Genomic DNA, 18,061 nt, shown 5'->3' with positions numbered 1-18,061 from the left:
GGGCGCCCGGGCGCCGACCGGCTGGGCGCCCGCACGACGGGCCGCCGGCAAGGCGCCCGGACGGTACGCCCGCCGGCCGGGCGCCCGCACGGCTTCCTGGGGAGGTGTCCCTAAGCCGCCTCCTCCACCTCCCCCACCGACAGCGCGGTCAGGGCCGCCGAGACCGCCGCCGACGTGCGCAGGTCGAGGCGGGCGCTGATGCCCCGGGCCCGGTGGTGCAGTTCGTCGGCGGCGAGGGTGAGCAGCTGGGGCAGCAGGTCGGTGCAGCGCCGGGCCACCCAGCCGGTGCCGGCGGTGGCCAGCCACCACAGGCTCGCAGTCCGGGTGGGCGCCGGGAACTCCGGCTCGGGCGAGGGCGCGGGCCCGCTCGCCAGTCCCGCCCGGGCCAGCAGGGCGTGGCAGCGCACGGCGAGCTGCCGGTGCCCGCGCTCGCCGGGGTGCAGACGGTCCGCGCTCCACATCGCGCGGTCGGCGATCCACTCCCCGCTGTCGGCGTGCAGGTGCAGGGCGCCGTACCGGCCGGACAGGGCGTGCACGACGGCGTTGACGGCGCGCTGGCGCCGGGCCAGCGGCCGGGCGAGGGCCCCGGGCAGGCCGAGCATCGCGCCCGGGTCGGGCAGGCAGGCGGTCAGCACCGTCGCACCCCGCCGGGTGAGGGCGCCGTACACCGTGTCGAGGCGTGCGGCGACCTCATGGATGTCGAAGGTGCAGCGGAGGGTGTCGTTGACGCCGATCAGGACCGACACCAGGTCGGGGCGCAGCGCGAGGGCGGCCGGCAGCTGTTTCTCCAGCACGTCACGCGTCTGCGCCCCGCTGACCGCGAGGTTGGTGAACTCCACCTCGGATGCGGCCAGCGAGGGCGCGAGCAGGGCGGCCCAGCCGCGCCACCCGCCCTCGACGGGATCGCCCACGCCCTCGGTCAGCGAGTCGCCGAGCGCCACGAACCGCACGGGTCTCATGCCACGCCCTCCGGCACACCGGCCCGCGGCGCGAGCGGCACGTCGTGCGCGGCGAGGAAGGAGTCCACGGCACGCTGCCAGCCGAAGCACTCCGCACGCGCGCGTGCCGCCGCCCGCCGCTCCCGCTCGGGGCGGGCCAGCAGCAGCTCCACGGCGTCCGCGAACCCCTCGCCGTGGTCGCCCGCGACGGCCCCCGCCGGCCCGACGACCTCCGGCAGCGCCGAGGACGCGCTCACAGCCACCGGGGTGCCGCAGGCCAGCGTCTCCAGAGCGGCGAGCCCGAACGTCTCGGCGGGTCCCGGCGCCAGGGACACGTCGGCGGACGCCTGGAGGGCGGCCAGCTCCCGGCGGTCGGCGACGTGTCCCAGGAAGGTGACGGGCAACTCCCGCTCCCTGGCCCGCTGTTCGAGCCGCGTCCGCAGCGGGCCGTCGCCGGCGACCACCAGCGCCGCCCGGCGTCCGCGCGCCAGCAGCACCTCCAGGGCGTCCAGGGCGGTGCCGGGGCGCTTCTCCACGGACAGCCGGGAGCACATGAGCAGCAGCGTCTCGCTCCCGCGCGCGTGGAGGGCCCGCACGCCCGCGTCCCGCAGTGCGGGGTGCCGTTCGACGAGGTCGACGCCGAGTGGAGCGCGTACGACGTTGCGGGCGCCGATCCGTACGAACTCGCGCTCGGCGAACTCGGTCGTGCAGACCACGCGCGCGTACGTGTGCGCCGTACGGACGTTGAGCGCGTCGGCGGCACGCCGGGCGGCGCCCTCGGGCAGGCCCCAGGTGCGCAGCACGCCGTCGGCGGACTCGTGCGACACCATCACGGCCGGCACCCGCGCGCGGCGTGCCCATTTCCCGGTCCACCTCAGCGTCGTACGGTCGGACACCTCCAGCCGGTCGGGGGCCAGTTCCTCAAGGAGCCGGGCCACCCGCCGCTTGTCGGTGAGGACGCGGTAACCGCCGGTTCCGGGCAGCACGGGCCCCGGCACGGTGATGACACGGCCCTGCTCGGTCTCCTGGTCGCTCTCGTGCTCGCCGGGGATCACGAGGACGGGTTCGTGTCCGGCCGCCCGGTAGCCCTTGCCGAGCTCGCGCAGGGCGGTGCGCAGCCCGCCGGAGGCAGGGGTGACGAAGTTGGCGAGCCGGACGATCCGCAGGCCGCTCATGCCGCCACCACCGGCCTGCGGGTGGCCAGCACGTCGGCGTAGTGGCCGATCAGCTGGTCCCCGACGGCCGCCCAGGTGCGGCCCTCGACCATGGCACGCCCGGCGGCGCCGAAGGCGGTGCGCAGGCCGGGGCCGGCGGCCAGGGCGCGAACCCCCTCCCGTACGGCCGTGGCGTCGCCGGCCGGGAAGAGCAGCCCGGTGTGCCCGTGGGCGACCAGGTCGAGCGGGCCGCCGGCAGCCGGTGCGAGGACGGGCACGCCGCTGGCCATGGCCTCCTGCACGGTCTGGCAGAAGGTCTCGAAGGGTCCGGTGTGAGCGAAGACGTCGAGGGAGGCGAAGATCCGGGCGAGGTCGTCGCCGGTGCGGCGGCCCAGGAAGACGGCGCCGGGGAGCGCCTCCTGCAGCCCGGGGCGGCTGGGCCCGTCGCCCACGACGACGACCCGCACGCCGTCCAAGCCGCACACGCCGGCGAGCAGCTCGACCTGCTTCTCGGGGGCGAGCCGGCCGACGTAGCCGACGATCACCTCGCCGTTCGGCGCGAGTTCGCGGCGCAGTGCCTCGTCGCGGCGGTCGGGCCGGAAGCGCTCGGTGTCCACGCCACGCGGCCACAGCCGCAGCCGGGGCACGCCGTGGCCCTCCAGGTCGCGCAGGGCGGCGGTGGACGGGGCGAGGGTGAGGTCGGCCGCGGCGTGCACGGAGCGGATGCGGCGCCAGGCGGCGGCCTCGCCGGCGCCCATGTAGGTGCGGGCGTAGCCGGCCAGGTCGGTCTGGTAGACGGCGACGGCCGGAATGCCGAGCCGGGCGGCGGCGGCCATGCCGCGCACGCCGAGGACGAAGGGGCTGGCCAGGTGGACCAGGTCGGCGCGGTGCTCGACGAGCGCGGCGGCCAGGCGCCTGCTGGGGAGGGCGACGCGGACCTGGGGGTAGCCGGGGAGCGGGAGGGAGGGGACGTGGACGACGGGGCAGGGGACGGAGTCGTCGGGCTTGGTCCCCGGGGCGGGGGCGGGCGCGACGACGAGCGGGGCGTGACCGCGATCGACGAGGTGCCGCGCGGTCTGGAGCGCGCAGTGGGCCACGCCGTTCACGTCGGGGGGAAAGGATTCGGTCACGATGACGACACGCATAGGGGTGTTGTCGCCGCGCCGGACGTGGCCGCGTCAACGTGGATCTTTCCGGCCGGGGAACGTCCTGTGAGCGTTGCGCTGCGGACCCGAGGAGGTCGAATACCGGCCATGCCCGGACGACGCCCGGGTCACCCGGAGTTCACCCGCGCGGGCGACACACCGCCTCGGCGTCAGTGCCCGCGGGCATCACACACAGTCCCCGCGCCGACCCCCGCGGCACCCCACAGCGCCCCCACACCAGCCGCACCCGGCACCACAGCGCCTCGCCGGCCCCCACCGGCGCCACACAGCGCCCCCACACCGCCCCCGTCGACCGCGCGACCCCGGCGTCCCGCTCACCGCCCGGCTCGCGCGCCCGTCTCGTCAGGCGGCAGAGGCGTCCGGGCCGATCCGGCTGCGGACCGCCGTCTGGACCTCGTCCTCCTCGGCCGGATCCGCGGCCAGCCGGCGCAGGCGCTCCACCACGCGCGCGTCGCCGGTCTCGGCGTGCCGGGCGGCGATCTCGCGGGTGGTCTCCTCGCAGTCCCACAGGCACTCGACGGCGAAGCCGGTGGCGAAGGAGGGGTCGGTGGCGGCGAGGGCGCGGGCGCAGCGGCCGCGCAGATGGGAGGAGGCCGTCTCCCGGTAGACGTGCCGCAGGACGGGTGCGGCGCAGCCGATGCCGAGGCGTCCGGCGCCGTCGACGAGGGTCCACAGGGTCGGCGCGTCGCAGCCCTCGCCCCGTACGGCCTCGCGCAGCGCGCCGAGGACGAGGTCGCTGTCCTGGGCGCCGCCCCGGCAGGCGAGGACGCGTCCGGCGGCGGCGCCGAGCGCGTCGGGCCGGCGGGCCCAGCCGCGGGCCCGGTCGACGGCGGCATCGCTGCGCATGCGTTCGAAGGCGTCGAGTGCCGCCTCGACGACGGGTGCGGTGCCGCCCGCCACGGCCGCTTCGATCAGGTCGAGGGCGTCGGGGTCGTCGCTCTCGGCGAGGTAGCGCAGGGCGGTGCACCGGGCTCCCTCGGTGCCGTCCTGGGCCGCGCGCACGATCTCCGGACGGTCCTCCGGGCCGGCGACGGCGGTGAGGCAGCGGGCGGCGGGGACATGGAGGGCGGCGCCGCGTTCGACGCCCTGCTGGGCCCACTCCAGTACGGCGCGCACGCTCCAGCCGGGCCGGGGTCCGGTGGGCCGCATCTGCCGCTGCCAGCGGTCGAAGCAGCCGGCCTCGTGGGCGGCACGCACGCGTGCGGCGATGTCCTCGCGGGTGTCCTCGGCCCACAGCCGCCAGGGCCGGGGTTCGAAGGCGTCGCGTACGGCGGTGGCCAGCGCGGCCTCGCCCTCGGCGTCGGTGCCGAAGCGGGCGAGCACGGGCGCGGCCAGGGCGCGCAGCCCGGCGTCGTCGTCGCGCAGGGCGAGCTCGTCCAGGGCCCAGGCCCAGTTGGAGCCGGTGGCGGCGTACCGGCGCAGCAGTTCCAGGGCGTCGCGCCTGCCGTAGGAGGCGAGGTGGCCGAGGACGGCCAGGGCCAGGCCGGTGCGGGACTCCTCGGCGTCGAAGGCGTCCTCGACGTCGAAGAGGTGGGCCTCGATCTCCTCCAGGTCGCCGTGCAGGTCGAGGAAGAGACGGGCGTAGTAAAGGGAGCGGTTCTCCACCTGCCAGTCGTGGCGGGGGTCGCGCAGCACGCAGTGGTTCAGCGCCGCGAGCGCCTCGGAGCGGGGGGAGGTGAGCGCGTGCAGCGTGCCGTCGCCGCGGCCCCGCTGCAGCAGGCCGAGCAGCGTACCGCTGGGCGCTATGACCGGATCGAACATGGGAAACAGCCTCACATCAAGCGTCGACGCAACCGGGGACGTGCACTACCTGGCCGCGTGACAACACGTCGGGGCGCCCGCCGTTTCCTGCTTGCTGTAAGCCATTTTCCTCTGCCTCTCGTCAGTGGCCCTCGCGGACCGCATCACGGTCCGCGCGGTGCGGCAACACCTGCCCAGCCATCGCGTCCGTGAATCACGACGTCATGATGACCCGGCGGTTCTGCCCACCGCGACCGAAATTTCCGGCGGCCTGTTACCGCCTCCCCCGTGGTCGGTGATCTATCTGGTCAAAGTTTCGATTCCCGCTGGTCAGAGCGGGTGTGCCGAGCGGGTGCGCTCAGGACGCGCCGAACAGGGCGAGCAGGTCGCTCTTGCCGAACATGCGCGCCGTGTCGACGGCCGACGGGGTGCCCGCGGCCGGGTCGGCACCGCCCTCCAGGAGGGCCTTGATGACACCCTCCTCGCCCTTGAAGACGGCACCGGCGAGCGGGGTCTGCCCGCGGTCGTTGGCGCGGTCGGCCTCGGCGCCGCGCTCCAGCAGCGCGCGGACGGTCTCTGCGTGGCCGTGGTAGGCGGCGAGCATCACGAGGGTGTCGCCGCGGTCGTTGGTGAGGTTGGCCGGAACGCCCGCGTCGACATAGGCCACGAGCGCCTCCGTCTGCCCCTGCCGGGCCAGATCGAAGATCTTGGTCGCCAGCTCCACGACCTCGGGGTCGGGGGCTTCAGTCATCGGCCGGACCGCCTCTCACTGCGTTGTTGGGGACTGTTGTCGCACTGCGGGGAGCAGCGTACGGCCGCGAGCGGTCGGCCGTACGAGTGAATCGCCAGGGTACTGGCTCGTCGGTCACATGTCGGGCGCCGTCGACGGCAAAGATCACCGACATACCTGTTCGACGCCAATTGTCCTGCTCGGACAGCGCAGCCGACGCTCCGCCGAGTGGGGGAAAACGCCGGAATTTCCCCCATTTGCACCTTTAATCGTATAGATACATCCTGTGAGCCTGGAAGTACTCATGGTGACTGTCCCCACCGAACACCAGGAGAGCCCAAATGATCCTGTCCATGTCAGGCGTCGTCCTGCTCGGCATCGTCGTGTTCATCTTCTTCCGCAAGGACGGCCTCAAGGCGTCGCACGCGCTGATCTCGGCGCTGTTCGGCTTCTACCTGGCCAGTACGGCGATCGCGCCGAGCATCAAGGCAGGCGGCGAGAGCCTGGCCAGTCTCCTCGGCGGCATCAGGTTCTGACGCCGTCCTCCCCGTCCGTACGCATCACAAGGAGGCAGCAGTGGCCCGGCGCCCCCTCCCCCGCATCCTGAGCACAGGCAGCGCGCAGATCGCCCGGAGCCGGGAGCTGGCCCGGACGGCGGCGGACAGCGCCACCGACGTCCTCCATCCGCTGATCACGATCACCCGCGGACTGCGCCGGCTGGCCTCGGCCGGGCGGCGCAGATGGGCCGACACCCCGAAGGACAAGCGCGGCCAGCTGCTGTTCCTGGTGGCCGCGGTGATCCTGGGCGTGGCCCTGGTGCCGTACGGCCTGCTGCTCGCCGTCATCACCCTGATGGCGGCGGCAGCCTGGCAGGGCCGCGACCGCACGCCCCCGGCGCCCGAAGGACCGGACGAGTCGCAGACGCAACGACTGAAGGCGCTGTACGAGGCACTGGTGCCCTACTTCTCCACCGCCGAGGACCCCGCGCCGCTGTACGCGCACGGCGGCGAGTGGGAGAAGGCCTTCCCCGCGCACGAGTTCGACGAAGCGGGCCGCATCACCCATCTCCAGATCCGCTACCCGGCGTACTTCCCCGACGGCCGGGCGGAGGCACGCGCGCGTGTCGAGCAGCTGCTGACCGCCAAGTCGGGCCGTGGCCGCGAGTACCACTTCGCGTGGGACGAGGAGGGCAACGAGCTGACGGTGACCGTCCTCGCGCCGCTGCCCACCGACATCGCCGCCCAGCGGTTCGTCACGACACCGGGCGAGACCGTCCTCGGCTTCACCGACTCCCTCCAGGTGCAACGGACCCTCCCGCTCTCCTTCGGCGAGGACCGGCGCGACATGCCGCCGGTCGTCTGGCGCACCGGCTTCCGCTCCACCGAGCCGCACCTGCTGGCCATGGGCCAGCCCGGCAGCGGCACCTCCACCCTGCTGCGCTCGATCGCGCTCCAGGCCCTGCAGTACGGCGACGTCCTGATCGTCGACGGCGGCAGCACCGGCGAGTACGCGTGCCTGACCGGCCGGGACGGGGTGCTGGCCGTCGAGTGCGGGCTGAGCGGGGCGCTGGCCAGCCTGGAGTGGGCGGCCACCGAGACCGAGCGCCGGCTGATCGCCGCCAACCGGGCCCGCCAGGAGGGCCACCCGCCGCCGGACGACACCCGGCGCCCGCTGTGGATCCTGCTCGACCGGCCGACCGCGTTCGCGCCGCTGGCCGTCGCCGACGGCCGCAAGGACCCGCAGGCCCTGCTGCAGGTGCCGCTGCGGCACGGCCGCGCGGCGAACGTGACCGTGGTGATCGCCGAGCAGTTCGACGCCGTGGACGCCCTGAGCGACCCGGTGCGGCAGCACACCCGCGCGCGTGTCGTCCTCGGACCGGCCACGGTCGCCCAGCTGGAGGCCGTCCTGGGGGTACCGCCGTGCACCACGCCGACCGCCCATGTCCCGCCCGGCCGCGGCTACGCCCGCCTGGGCAGCGGTCCGGTGCACCGCCTGCAGGTCCCGGCGACGCCCGACCCGTACGACGACGCGACGAGCGACGCGCACCGGCAGGCCGTACTGGAGCTGCTGCCGCCGCGCACCACTCCCGCGGACGGCGAGAAGGTCCCCATGGACAAGCTCCCCGAGGAGCCGCTGACCACGGAGGCCGCGGTGGTGGAACAGGCGTAACCGTCCCCGCCATGCCCCTGCGATCCCCCGCGGCGACCGAGGCCCCGCTCACGCCACACGCGTGTGCGGCGCCTCGGTCGCGTTCCGGACCAGGACCATCGCGCCTCACGCCACACGCGTGTGCGGCGCCTCGGTCACGACCATCACACCTCACGCCACGAACGTGCGCGGCGCCTCCGTGCCCGCTGTTCCGCCGTCGGCCACCAGCCGGGCCGCGGCCGCCAGGCGCACCGCCGCCTCCTCCGCGACCGCGCCGCCCACGGTGAACGGCAGCCGCACGAACCCCTCGAAGGCCCCGTCGACCCCGAAGCGCGGCCCGGACGGCACCCGCACGCCGACCCGCTCCCCCGCCTCGGCGAGCCGCGACCCGGACAGTCCCCCGGCCCGCACCCACAGCGTCAGCCCGCCGCGGGGCACCTCGAACTCCCAGTCCGGCAGCTCCCGCCGCACCGCGGCGACCAGGGCGTCCCGGTTCTCCCGTGCCTGGGCACGCCGCAGGAGCACGGCCTCCTCCCAGCCGCCGGTGCTGAACAGCCAGTTCACCGCGAGCTGCTCCAGCACGGGGGTGCCCAGGTCGGCGTAGGCGCGGGCGGCGACAAGGCTGCGGATCACGTCGGGGGCGGCCCGCACCCAGCCGATACGCATCCCGGCCCAGAACGCCTTGCTGGCCGAGCCGACGGTGATCACGGTCGAGCCCGCGGGGTCGAAGCCGCAGACCGGGCGCGGCATGGCGCCCGCGAGGTCGTCGTCGAGCCACAGCTCGGTCATCGTCTCGTCGGCGATGAGCACGGTCCCCGCCGAGCGGGCCGCCTCCACCAGCCGCCGCCGCTGGTCCTCGTCGGCGAGCGCGCCGGTGGGGTTGTGGAAGTCGGCGACGACATAGGCGATGCGCGGCGCGGCCTCGCGCAGCACCTGCCGCCAGCGGTCCAGGTCCCAGCCCGTGAGGCCCTCGGCCATGGCGACCGGGACGAGCCGGGCGCCCGCCTCGCGCATCAGCTGCAGGATGTTGGCGTACGACGGCGACTCCACGGCGATGCGCTCGCCCCGCCCGCCGAAGAGATGGCAGATGGCGTCGATGGCGCCCATCGCGCCGGTCGTCACCATGATCTGCTCCGGCATGGTCGGGATGCCCCGCGCGGTGTACCGCTCGGCGATCATCGACCGCAGCGCGGGCAGCCCGGCCGGATAGTCGCCGTGAGTGTGGGCGTACGGCGGCAGCTCCTCCAGGGCGCCCTGCACCGCGCGGGTCAGCCACGGCTCGGGCGCGGGCAGCGCGGCACAGCCGAGGTCGATCATCGACCCCAGGGCCTCGGGCGGCAGCGGCTCCAGTCCGCGTGCGGGCAGCGGGTTGCCGGCCGGTACGGCGGTCCAGCTCCCGGCGCCGCGCCGGGACTCCAGGAAGCCCTCGCTGCGCAGGGCCTCGTACGCCGCCGCCACCGTCGTACGGCTGACGGAGAGGGCGAGGGCCAGCTCCCGTTCGGCGGGCAGCCGGGCCGCCACCGGGACGCGGCCCTCCAGGACGAGCAGCCGGATGCCGTCGGCGAGCGAGCGGTAGGCCGGGGGCCGGCGGGTGCCGGGGCCCGCCGGGCGGTCCTGCTGCGACTTGAGCAGCCGGGCGAGCTGTGCCGCGCCCACCGCAGAAGTCCACTGGGCCATGCCGATCAGTCCACCTTCCCCGAATTGGCCATGGATGGCTTTTCTCCTCAAGCCACAGAGTGTCATGCGTCAGGCCACTCACACCACCCAGGGGGGACACCCGTGTCCACACCACGCCGGCTGACCCGGCGGCTGATCCAGCTCTACGTCGGTCTCACCCTCTACGGCGTCAGCTCCGCGCTCCTCGTCCGCGCCGGGCTCGGCATGGAACCGTGGAACGTCCTGCACGAGGGCCTGGCCGAACTGACCGGTCTGACCATCGGCGTGGTGTCGATCGTCGTGGGCGCGGCGGTGCTGCTGCTGTGGATCCCGCTGCGCCAGCGGCCGGGCCTGGGCACGGTCTCCAACGTCTTCGTCGTCGGCGTCGCCATGGACGGCACCCTCGCCGCGGTCCCGGACGCACATGCCCTGACCGTGCGCGTGCCGCTGCTGCTCGGCGGCATCGTGCTGAACGGCGTCGCGACCGGCCTGTACATCTCCGCCCGGTTCGGCCCGGGCCCGCGCGACGGGCTGATGACCGGCCTGCACCGGCGCACGGGCCGCTCGATCCGGCTGATGCGCACCGTGGTGGAGGTGACGGTGGTGGCCACCGGGTTCGCCCTGGGCGGCACCGTCGGCATCGGCACCCTGCTGTACGCGGTGTCCATCGGCCCGCTCGCCCAGCTCTTCCTGCGGGTGTTCGCCGTCCCGCAGGCATCCGAGGGCAGCACGGTCGTTGCCACGGGGTCACCCGCACGGGCGATACTGCGACGGTGACGACCCTCATACGCCACCCGTACCTCGACCACCCGGGTCCGCTCGCCTTCGCGCACCGCGGCGGCGCCGCCGACGGCCTGGAGAACACCATGGCGCAGTTCCGGCGGGCGGTCGAGGCCGGCTACCGGTACATCGAGACCGATGTGCACGCCACGAAGGACGGCCGGCTCGTCGCGTTCCACGACGCCACGCTGGACCGGGTGACGGACGGCGCGGGCCGGATCGCGGACCTGCCGTGGACGCAGGTGCGCGAGGCGCGGGTGGCGGGCAAGGAGCCGGTGCCGCTCTTCGACGAGCTGCTGGAGACCTTCCCCGAGGTGCGCTGGAACGTCGACGTGAAGGCCGAGTCGGCCCTGCACCCGTTCCTGAACCTGATCGCCCGGGCGAACGCCTGGGACCGCATCTGCCTGGGCTCGTTCTCGGAGGCGCGCGTGATGCGCGCCCAGCGGCTGGCCGGCCCGAAGCTCGCCACCTCCTACGGCACCCGGGGCGTGCTCAACCTGCGGCTGCGCTCCTGGGGCGTGCCGGCCGCGCTGCGCCGCTCGGCGGTCGCCGCGCAGGTGCCGGAGGTGCAGTCCGGGATCCAGGTGGTGGACCGGCGCTTCGTACGCTTCGCCCACGCGCACGGGCTGCAGGTGCACGTGTGGACGGTCAACGAACCCGAGCGCATGCACCGGCTCCTGGACCTCGGGGTCGATGGCATCATGACCGATCACATCGACACACTGCGCAAGGTCATGGAGGAGCGCGGCGTCTGGGTCTGACCGGCCCGGCGTCCCACCGGGCCCGCGCGGCACCTTCAGCGGGGAAGCGAGGGCACGGGTGGACATCGACACCGTGCGCACGGCGGAGGCGGACGACGCCGCGGGCCGCAGGCGCGAGCAGCGCGGCTGGTACTTCTACGACTGGGCCTGCTCGGTCTATTCGACGAGCGTGCTCACCGTGTTCCTGGGCCCCTATCTGACCTCCGTCGCCAAGGCGGCCGCGGACGCCGACGGCTACGTCCATCCCCTGGGCGTCCCGGTCCGGGCCGGCTCCTTCTTCGCCTACGCGGTGTCGCTGTCGGTGATCGTGGCGGTGCTGGTGATGCCTGTGGTGGGCGCCGCCGCCGACCGCACCGGCCGCAAGAAGCCGCTGCTGGCGGCCGCCGCGTACGTGGGGGCCGCGGCGACGACCGGGATGTTCTTCCTCTCGGGTGAGCGCTATCTGCTCGGCGGGGTGCTGCTGGTGGTCGCGAACGCCGCCCAGTCGGTGGCGATGATGCTCTACAACTCCTATCTGCCGCAGATCGCGCCGCCCGAGGAACGCGACGCGGTCTCCTCGCGCGGCTGGGCCTTCGGCTACGCGGCCGGCTCGTTGGTGCTGATCGCCGACCTGGTCCTCTATCTGGCCCACGACAGCTTCGGCGTCTCCGAGGCCACGGCCGTGCGGATCTGCCTGGCCTCGGCCGGGCTGTGGTGGGGCGCGTTCACGCTGGTCCCGCTCAACCGGCTGCGCGAACGCCGTTCCGTGCGGCGCGAGGCGGCCCTGCCGGGGATGCGGCAGCTCGCGGCGACGGTCCGCGACATGCGCCGCCATCCGCTGACCCTGGCCTTCCTGCTGGCGTACCTCGTCTACAACGACGGCATCCAGACGGTGATCTCGCAGGCCTCGGTGTACGGGTCGGAGGAACTGGGTCTCGGTCAGTCCACTCTTATCGGGGCGGTCCTGCTGGTGCAGGGGCTGGCGGTGGCCGGCGCCCTGGCGATGGGCCGGCTGGCCCGGACGTACGGGGCGAAGCGGACGATCCTCGGCTCGCTGATCGCCTGGACGCTCACCCTCGGCGCCGGGTACTTCCTGCCGGCCGGGGCGCCGGTGTGGTTCTTCGTGCTGGCGGCCGGGATCGGTCTGGTCCTCGGCGGCAGCCAGGCGCTGTCCCGCTCCCTGTTCTCCCACCTCGTGCCGCCGGGCAAGGAGGCCGAGTACTTCTCGGCGTACGAGCTGAGCGACCGCGGGATGAGCTGGCTGGGCCCGCTGCTGTTCGGCCTCACCTACCAGGTCACCGGCAGCTACCGGGACGCGATCATCTCGCTGGTGGCGTTCTTCGCGATCGGCTTCGTGCTCCTCGCCCGGGTGCCGGTGCGGCGGGCGATCGGCGACGCGGGCAACCCGGTTCCCGAGAGGATTTAGCACTCGGGATGAAAGGGCGGTAGTGTACGCGTTTGGCCTGCCAGGCGTACCGTTACTGCGCGTCAAAGGCGACGAGGCGCTAGGTGACATCTCCGATCAGACGTGACAAACCGGGCGTCGGTGGGTACTGCACTGGTTGACAAGGCTGCGGCACGACGGCGACGCATGACCCGGAACGGGACATCGGAACGGGAATCTTTACCGCCGACCGGACGTTGACCGGATGACGACGACAGCGACACCTGTCCTGTGGGCGACAAGCCCGGGAGGCACGATTCATGAGTGAGCGAGCTCTTCGCGGCACGCGCCTCGTGGTGACCAGCTACGAGACGGACCGCGGCATCGACCTGGCCCCGCGCCAGGCCGTGGAGTACGCATGCGAGAAGGGCCATCGATTCGAGATGCCCTTCTCGGTCGAGGCGGAGATCCCGCCGGAGTGGGAGTGCAAGGTCTGCGGAGCCCAGGCACTCCTCGTGGATGGCGACGGCCCTGAGGAGAAGAAGGCCAAGCCCGCGCGTACGCATTGGGACATGCTGATGGAGCGGCGGACCCGTGAGGAACTCGAAGAGGTCCTTGAGGAGCGGCTCGCCGTTCTGCGGTCCGGTGCGATGAACCTCGCGGTTCATCCCCGGGACAGCCGCAAGTCCGCGTAGTCCCTGCGGGGCTCGGCCGGAACACAGCGCGCGTTACTGACCGCGGGCGCCGTACGTACTGCACGTACGGCGCCCGCGGTCTTTTGTCGGCGCTCAGCGCGACGGCCTGGCTCGGCTCCGCGCCGGGCTCCGCTCAGGTCCGCGGCGCCCTCCGCTCAGCGCGTCAGCGGGGGGCGCGGGCCGCTCGGGGTGTCGTCCCGCTCGTCGGGGTGGATGACCTCGCCCTGGACGATCTTGCCGTCGGGGCGGTGGATGCGTGCCTGCTGGAAGGCGTCGCCCAGGCCGCCCGCGCCGGCGGCGCGCAGGGTGCGGTCCATCGTGCGCTCCGCGTAGCGGCCGACGGCCTTCTGGACCGGCGGGAGGAGCAGGAGCAGGCCCACCGCGTCCGAGACCAGGCCCGGGATCATCAGCAGCAGGCCCGCCAGCATCAGGAAGCCGTTGCCGCCGCCCCGCGCCGGGGAGCCGCCCCGCTGGACGGCCTCGTTGAGGTTCTCAAAGGCCCGCCGCCCCGCCCGCTTCACCACCGCCGCGCCGCCGAGGAACCCGGCGAGCAGCAGCAGGAAGACCACGAACCCGCTGGACGCCCCGGCCACGACGGACAGCAGCCAGATCTCCAGCACCAGCCAGGCGGCGATCCCGAGCGGCAGGAAGGTGCGCAGCCGGGAGCGGCGCGGCCGGGCGGAGGAGGAGGAAGAGGTCGGAGCGCCAGTCGTCATGTCTCCAGTGTGCCTGGCCCCGGCTCAGCTCCGGATAAGCGGCTGATCAGCGCTTGCCGTCCGCCTGCGGCTTGCCCGGCTTGGCCTTCCCCGTCAGCTTCCCCACGCGCTCCCCCACGCCCCAGGCGGTGACCCGCCACAGCGCCTCGACGAGGATGTCGCGGCTCATCTTGGAGTCGCCGAGCTCCCGCTCGACGAAGGTGATGGGGACCTCGACGACGTGGTAGCCGGCCTTGATCGCGCGGCGTGCCAGGTCGACCTGGAAGCAGTAGCCCTGGGAGGCGACCTCGTCCAGGCCCAGGCCCTCCAGCGTCTCGCGGCGGAAGGCGCGGTAGCCGCCGGTGATGTCCCTCAGCGGCAGGTCCAGCGCGAGCCGGGAGTACAGGCTGCCGCCGCGGGAGATGAACTCGCGGGACTTCGGCCAGTTCACCACGCGGCCGCCCGGCACCCAGCGCGAGCCGAGGACCAGGTCGGCGCTCTTGAGCGCGGTGAGCAGGCGGGGCAGCTCCTCGGGCTGGTGGGAGCCGTCGGCGTCCATCTCGACGAGCACGCCGTAGCCGTGCTCCAGGCCCCAGCGGAAGCCCGCCAGGTAGGCGGCTCCGAGGCCCTCCTTGCCCTTGCGGTGCAGCACGTGCACGTGGTCGTCCCCGGCGGCCAGCTCGTCCGCGAGCTTGCCGGTGCCGTCCGGGCTGTTGTCGTCGGCCACGAGAACGTGCGCCTCGGGAACCGCCTGCCGCACCCGGCCGACGATGCTCTTGATGTTCTCCGCCTCGTTGTAGGTCGGAATGATCACCAAGGCCGTGCCGAGCGGACCGAACTTCCTCCCCTGGGCCTTGGCCTCGAAAGTCCCGTCGCCGTCGTTCACTGCTGCCCCTTCATGTCCGTACGCAGAGGACCACCATAGTGGCCGCGGCCTGCGATGACGTGACAGGACGTACGTAAGGTGGTGTCCAAAAGGGAAACACGGGGTAGGAGATATGGTTTTCGGCTCGTCCGCACGCGCGTGTGCGGCGGATGGGGGCCCGGTGCCCTTCGGGCCGGCCTGGGATCCGCCGGCTGCGGATCGACCGAGAGCCGTTGTCTACTGAGCACCCGGGCCCCACCCGGGTCACACCTCCCCGGGGCGCCTGAACGTTCCCTCGTCGGCGCCGCGCTGAGCCTGGCTCCCAGTGGCGGTGCCCCGATCCGGTGCTCCGTCCCTGACCCAGCGGCGCTGCGTCGAGTGCCTGAACGTTCCCCGCTCCGGGCGTCCGGTGGTGGACTCCGCCGAACCTACCGGCCCCGGTGCGCCGCCTGTCAACAGCCGTTCGACCTGCGGCGACGGCCTCAACGCGCAGGTCAGCCCAGGGTCCGGGGCGGCCGGTCGAGGACCCCGGTCCGCCGGCCGGCCGCCCCGGATCACTCGCCCGGCCCTACGCGTCCGGCCGCAGGTACACCGTGCGGCCGCCAACCACCGTGCGCAGGCAGACCGGCAGGTCGCGGCCCGGTGTGAGGTCGGGCAGACCCGGGGTGCCGGAGCGCGGGTCGGTGGACCAGCGGGCGACGCGGTCGTCGGGGGCCTGAACGACGAGGGCGCCGGTGCGCCACACGGCGTAGTCCGCGGGCGCTCCCGGCACCAGCACGCCCGCGTCGTCGCGTCCGACGGCACGCCAGCCGCCGCGGGTGTGGGCGGTGAAGGCGGCGCGGACGGAGACGCGGTGCTCCGGGGTGCGATGGAAGGCGGCGGCGCGGACCGTGCCCCACGGGTCGAGCGGGGTGACCGGGCTGTCGGAGCCGAACGCCAGCGGCACGCCGGCGCGCAGCAGGGCGGCGAAGGGGTTCAGCGTCCGCGCCCGCTCAGCGCCCAGCCGCTCGGCGTACATGCCGTCCTCGCCGCCCCACAGCGCGTCGAAGGCCGGCTGCACGGAGGCGGTCAGGCCCAGCTCGGCGAAGGCGGCGATGCTCTCCGGGGTGAGCATCTCGGCGTGCTCCACGCGGTGGCGCGCGGCGCGCACACGGGCCAGGCCGACCTTCTCCGCGGCGGCGCGCACGCCCTCGACCACGGCGGCCACGGCGGCGTCCCCGATGGCGTGGAAGCCCGCCTGGAGGCCCGCCTCGGTGCAGGCGACGACATGGGCGGCGACCGCGTCGGCGTCGAGGTAGGCGGTGCCGGTGTGGGCGGCGTCGGCGTACGGCTCGTGCAGGCACGCGGTGTGCGAGCCGAGCGCCCCGTCGACGAAGAGGTCCCCGGCGGCGCCGATCGCGCCCAGTTCCCGCGCCTTGACGACGTCCGCCTCCGCCCAGTAGCCGACGACCCGCGGGCCCGGCTCCTCGGCGGCGAGCCGCAGCAGGCCCGTGAAGTCGTCCTCGGAGGAGATCTCCGGGCCGCCGCACTCGTGGACGGAGCCGATGCCGAGGGAGGCGGCGTGGGCGAGGGCCGCGCGCTGGGCCTCGGTGCGCTGCCCGGGCGTGATCGCGCCGAAGGCGGTGGCGCGTACGGCGTGGTGGGCGTCGGCGGTCAGCGGCCCGTCCACGACGCCGAGGCGGGGGGTCAGCTCCAGCAGGGCGGTGGTGACGACCGCCGAGTGGACGTCGATCCGGGACAGGTACAGCGGGCGCCCGCCGGTCGCCTCGTCCAGCTCCGCGCGCGTGGGCGGGCGGCCGTCGGTCCAGCGGGCGGCGTCCCAGCCGTGCCCGAGCAGCACCCGGTCGTGCGGGCGGGCCGCGGCGAACTCCCGTACGGCGGTCAGGGCGGCCGCCAGCGAGGGCGCGTCGGACAGGTCGAGGCCGGTGAGCGCGAGACCGGTGGCCGTGGTGTGCACATGCGCGTCGGTGAACGCGGGGGTGACCAGCGCGCCGTCGAGGTCTATCACCTCGTCGACGCCGTCCGCGAAGGCGTCGGCCGCGCCCTCGGAGCCGACCCAGGCGACCTGGCCGCGTTCGACGACCATGGCGGTGGCGAAGGGGTCGGCGGGGCTGTGGACCTCGCCGCGGCGGAGCAGGACGGTCTTCGGGTCGGGGGTGCGCTCACTCATGGGGAACAGTCTCGCGCCTGGCCCGGGCCGCTTCGCACCCAGGTGGGGTCAGATGCGCGGCGGCCGTGCCTCGTACGGCGTGGACAGCACCACCGTGGTCCGGGTGGACACGCCGGCCAGCGACCGGACCCGGGCGAGCAGCTCCTCCAGTTCGTGCGGCGTGGCCACGCGCACCTTGAGGATGTAGTTCTCGTCGCCGGCGACGCTGTGGCAGGCCTCGATCTCGGGCACGCCGGCCAGCCGGTCCGCGATGTCGTCGGGCGCGCTGGGGTCGAAGGGCTTGACCGAGATGAACGCGGTCATCGGCAGCCCCACCGCCTCGGGGTCGACGACGGCCGCGTAGCCGCGGATGACGCCACGCTGCTCCAGCCGGCGCACCCGCTGGTGCACGGCCGACGTGGACAGGCCCGTGGCCTTGCCCAGGTCGGTGTAGCTCATCCGCCCGTCCTTGACGAGCAGCTGCACGATCTGACGGTCCAGCTCCTCCATGGCGCAGAAACCTACAGGGCGGGTGATCTCCTCGGATACCTCCCGGCCCAGGTCATGCCCGGTTCGTGACCTCCCCGCCGGCCGCGGCTGGGCCATCCGGGCCAACCGCGGCCCCCGGCGGGCACCTGCGTACGGCATGTGACGAACACCACACGTTTCGAACGGTCTCCGTGATGTCCTCGTGATTACCCGCGAGAGCGGGCGGGAAGTGCTTGCTGTGGTCGAGGCCGCAGCGCCTTCACGGCCCAGCCCGAGGGGGAGAATCCCATGCAGAGTCTTAAGCGCCCAGGTCGCTCCATGCCCAAGCGGCAGCAGCCGGTCGTCGAGCCCGAGCCGGAGGGCGTCGAACCCGACGCCTACGACGACGGCGAGGAGTTCGACGCCTACGACACCTTCGAGATGTACCGGGTGATCTGCCCGGACTGCGCGCAGCCCATCGCCCTGCTGGCGGACGAGGAGGTCCTGCCGGAGCACGCGCTGTGCGCCTCGCCGTGGAACCCGTTCGGGCTCACGGTGTGTGCCGGTACGGGTCGCCGGGCCTCGGACGCCCGGCCCGCGGACGAGACGTTCGCGCCCCAGGAGCAGGACACCGCCCTGCTGTTGACGCTCCCTCAGGGACTCGACTGGCGGACGCAGCCGTTCTCGCACGTCGGCGGCCCGGGCTCGCGCCCGATGCGGGTGCCGGCGATGCGCCGCCCCCAGGCCGCCTGA

17 protein-coding genes are annotated in these 18,061 nt (G+C 74.0%); 7 read left to right on the top strand and 10 right to left on the bottom strand.

All coding sequences use genetic code 11. The features are described from left to right. Positions 1–110 precede the first annotated feature (110 nt). The 5 genes from C3489_RS07655 to C3489_RS07630 all read right to left on the bottom strand — a co-directional run bounded on the left by C3489_RS07655 (position 111) and on the right by C3489_RS07630 (position 5,749). Positions 111–959 carry an SGNH/GDSL hydrolase family protein gene (locus C3489_RS07655; RefSeq protein ID WP_103780999.1) on the bottom strand — a complete coding sequence of 283 codons (849 nt, stop codon included), beginning with the start codon at positions 957–959 and terminating at the stop codon, positions 111–113. Continuing rightward, positions 956–2,113: a glycosyltransferase gene (locus C3489_RS07650; protein WP_103780998.1), complete on the bottom strand. Its 1,158-nt coding sequence runs from the start codon at positions 2,111–2,113 to the stop codon at positions 956–958. Before C3489_RS07650 ends, C3489_RS07655 begins: the two co-directional genes overlap by 4 nt. Further along, entirely contained in the window at positions 2,110–3,237 is a 1,128-nt protein-coding gene (locus C3489_RS07645) for a glycosyltransferase family 1 protein (protein WP_103780997.1), read from the bottom strand. The genes C3489_RS07650 and C3489_RS07645 overlap by 4 nt, the downstream gene beginning before the upstream one ends. Positions 3,238–3,600: 363 nt before the next feature. Next, positions 3,601–5,019 carry a HEAT repeat domain-containing protein gene (locus C3489_RS07635; RefSeq protein WP_103780996.1) on the bottom strand — a complete coding sequence of 473 codons (1,419 nt, stop codon included), beginning with the start codon at positions 5,017–5,019 and terminating at the stop codon, positions 3,601–3,603. A gap of 337 nt (positions 5,020–5,356) precedes the next feature. After that, entirely contained in the window at positions 5,357–5,749 is a 393-nt protein-coding gene (locus C3489_RS07630; protein ID WP_103780995.1) for an ankyrin repeat domain-containing protein, read from the bottom strand. 320 nt (positions 5,750–6,069) lie between these two features. Here C3489_RS07630 and C3489_RS07625 point away from each other — a divergent pair, with 320 nt between their 5' ends. Together C3489_RS07625 and C3489_RS07620 are read left to right on the top strand one after the other, a co-directional pair. Continuing rightward, on the top strand, positions 6,070–6,264 hold the full coding sequence (locus C3489_RS07625) for a hypothetical protein (RefSeq protein ID WP_103780994.1): 195 nt from the start codon (positions 6,070–6,072) through the stop codon (positions 6,262–6,264). A 40-nt stretch (positions 6,265–6,304) separates the two neighbouring features. Beyond that, entirely contained in the window at positions 6,305–7,897 is a 1,593-nt protein-coding gene (locus tag C3489_RS07620) for a hypothetical protein (protein WP_103780993.1), read from the top strand. A gap of 150 nt (positions 7,898–8,047) precedes the next feature. Here C3489_RS07620 and C3489_RS07615 read toward each other — a convergent pair whose 3' ends face one another. After that, a complete protein-coding gene (locus C3489_RS07615) occupies positions 8,048–9,553 on the bottom strand; it encodes a PLP-dependent aminotransferase family protein (RefSeq protein ID WP_103780992.1) in 1,506 nt (501 codons plus the stop codon). 102 nt (positions 9,554–9,655) lie between these two features. Here C3489_RS07615 and C3489_RS07610 point away from each other — a divergent pair, with 102 nt between their 5' ends. The 4 genes from C3489_RS07610 (at position 9,656) to C3489_RS07595 (ending at position 13,131) form a co-directional block, all read left to right on the top strand. After that, positions 9,656–10,309 carry a YitT family protein gene (locus C3489_RS07610; protein WP_103780991.1) on the top strand — a complete coding sequence of 218 codons (654 nt, stop codon included), beginning with the start codon at positions 9,656–9,658 and terminating at the stop codon, positions 10,307–10,309. Then, the gene (locus C3489_RS07605) at positions 10,306–11,073 is read left to right on the top strand and encodes a glycerophosphodiester phosphodiesterase (protein ID WP_103780990.1); all 768 of its coding nucleotides are present in this window, start codon (positions 10,306–10,308) and stop codon (positions 11,071–11,073) included. Before C3489_RS07610 ends, C3489_RS07605 begins: the two co-directional genes overlap by 4 nt. Positions 11,074–11,131: 58 nt before the next feature. Beyond that, on the top strand, positions 11,132–12,478 hold the full coding sequence (locus C3489_RS07600) for an MFS transporter (RefSeq protein WP_103780989.1): 1,347 nt from the start codon (positions 11,132–11,134) through the stop codon (positions 12,476–12,478). A gap of 278 nt (positions 12,479–12,756) precedes the next feature. After that, positions 12,757–13,131 (top strand): RNA polymerase-binding protein RbpA, encoded by a 375-nt coding sequence (locus C3489_RS07595; RefSeq protein WP_010357981.1) that lies wholly within the window; start codon positions 12,757–12,759, stop codon positions 13,129–13,131. A gap of 155 nt (positions 13,132–13,286) precedes the next feature. On the opposite strand, the gene fxsA is transcribed toward C3489_RS07595, so the two are convergent. The 4 genes from fxsA to C3489_RS07575 form a co-directional block, all read right to left on the bottom strand. Beyond that, positions 13,287–13,847 carry an FxsA family membrane protein gene (fxsA, locus tag C3489_RS07590; protein ID WP_103780988.1) on the bottom strand — a complete coding sequence of 187 codons (561 nt, stop codon included), beginning with the start codon at positions 13,845–13,847 and terminating at the stop codon, positions 13,287–13,289. A 46-nt stretch (positions 13,848–13,893) separates the two neighbouring features. Continuing rightward, the gene (locus tag C3489_RS07585; protein ID WP_103780987.1) at positions 13,894–14,712 is read right to left on the bottom strand and encodes a polyprenol monophosphomannose synthase; all 819 of its coding nucleotides are present in this window, start codon (positions 14,710–14,712) and stop codon (positions 13,894–13,896) included. A 547-nt stretch (positions 14,713–15,259) separates the two neighbouring features. Then, a complete protein-coding gene (locus tag C3489_RS07580; RefSeq protein ID WP_103780986.1) occupies positions 15,260–16,861 on the bottom strand; it encodes an amidohydrolase in 1,602 nt (533 codons plus the stop codon). Between the two features lie 48 nt (positions 16,862–16,909). Continuing rightward, positions 16,910–17,350: an Lrp/AsnC family transcriptional regulator gene (locus C3489_RS07575; RefSeq protein WP_006136660.1), complete on the bottom strand. Its 441-nt coding sequence runs from the start codon at positions 17,348–17,350 to the stop codon at positions 16,910–16,912. Between the two features lie 267 nt (positions 17,351–17,617). On the opposite strand from C3489_RS07575, the gene C3489_RS07570 reads away from it, so the two are divergent. After that, complete coding sequence (locus C3489_RS07570; RefSeq protein ID WP_103780985.1) at positions 17,618–18,061, top strand: hypothetical protein; 444 nt, start codon at positions 17,618–17,620, stop codon at positions 18,059–18,061.

Origin of the sequence: Streptomyces sp. Ru71 (assembly GCF_002920535.1) — a bacterium.
In the GTDB taxonomy this organism is placed as follows: Bacteria; Actinomycetota; Actinomycetes; order Streptomycetales; family Streptomycetaceae; genus Streptomyces.
Note: the sequence above shows the minus strand (reverse complement) of the source record. Positions and strands in the feature narration are given on the sequence as shown.

Coding starts and splice junctions, on each gene's coding strand:
- C3489_RS07645 (WP_103780997.1), bottom strand. CDS start 3,237: ATGCGTGTCGTCATCGTGACCGAATCCTTTCCCCCCGACGTGAACGGC.
- C3489_RS07655 (WP_103780999.1), bottom strand. CDS start 959: ATGAGACCCGTGCGGTTCGTGGCGCTCGGCGACTCGCTGACCGAGGGC.
- C3489_RS07575 (WP_006136660.1), bottom strand. CDS start 17,350: ATGGAGGAGCTGGACCGTCAGATCGTGCAGCTGCTCGTCAAGGACGGG.
- C3489_RS07635 (WP_103780996.1), bottom strand. CDS start 5,019: ATGTTCGATCCGGTCATAGCGCCCAGCGGTACGCTGCTCGGCCTGCTG.
- C3489_RS07595 (WP_010357981.1), top strand. CDS start 12,757: ATGAGTGAGCGAGCTCTTCGCGGCACGCGCCTCGTGGTGACCAGCTAC.
- C3489_RS07580 (WP_103780986.1), bottom strand. CDS start 16,861: ATGAGTGAGCGCACCCCCGACCCGAAGACCGTCCTGCTCCGCCGCGGC.
- C3489_RS07625 (WP_103780994.1), top strand. CDS start 6,070: ATGATCCTGTCCATGTCAGGCGTCGTCCTGCTCGGCATCGTCGTGTTC.
- fxsA (WP_103780988.1), bottom strand. CDS start 13,847: ATGACGACTGGCGCTCCGACCTCTTCCTCCTCCTCCGCCCGGCCGCGC.
- C3489_RS07570 (WP_103780985.1), top strand. CDS start 17,618: ATGCAGAGTCTTAAGCGCCCAGGTCGCTCCATGCCCAAGCGGCAGCAG.
- C3489_RS07650 (WP_103780998.1), bottom strand. CDS start 2,113: ATGAGCGGCCTGCGGATCGTCCGGCTCGCCAACTTCGTCACCCCTGCC.
- C3489_RS07615 (WP_103780992.1), bottom strand. CDS start 9,553: ATGGCCCAGTGGACTTCTGCGGTGGGCGCGGCACAGCTCGCCCGGCTG.
- C3489_RS07630 (WP_103780995.1), bottom strand. CDS start 5,749: ATGACTGAAGCCCCCGACCCCGAGGTCGTGGAGCTGGCGACCAAGATC.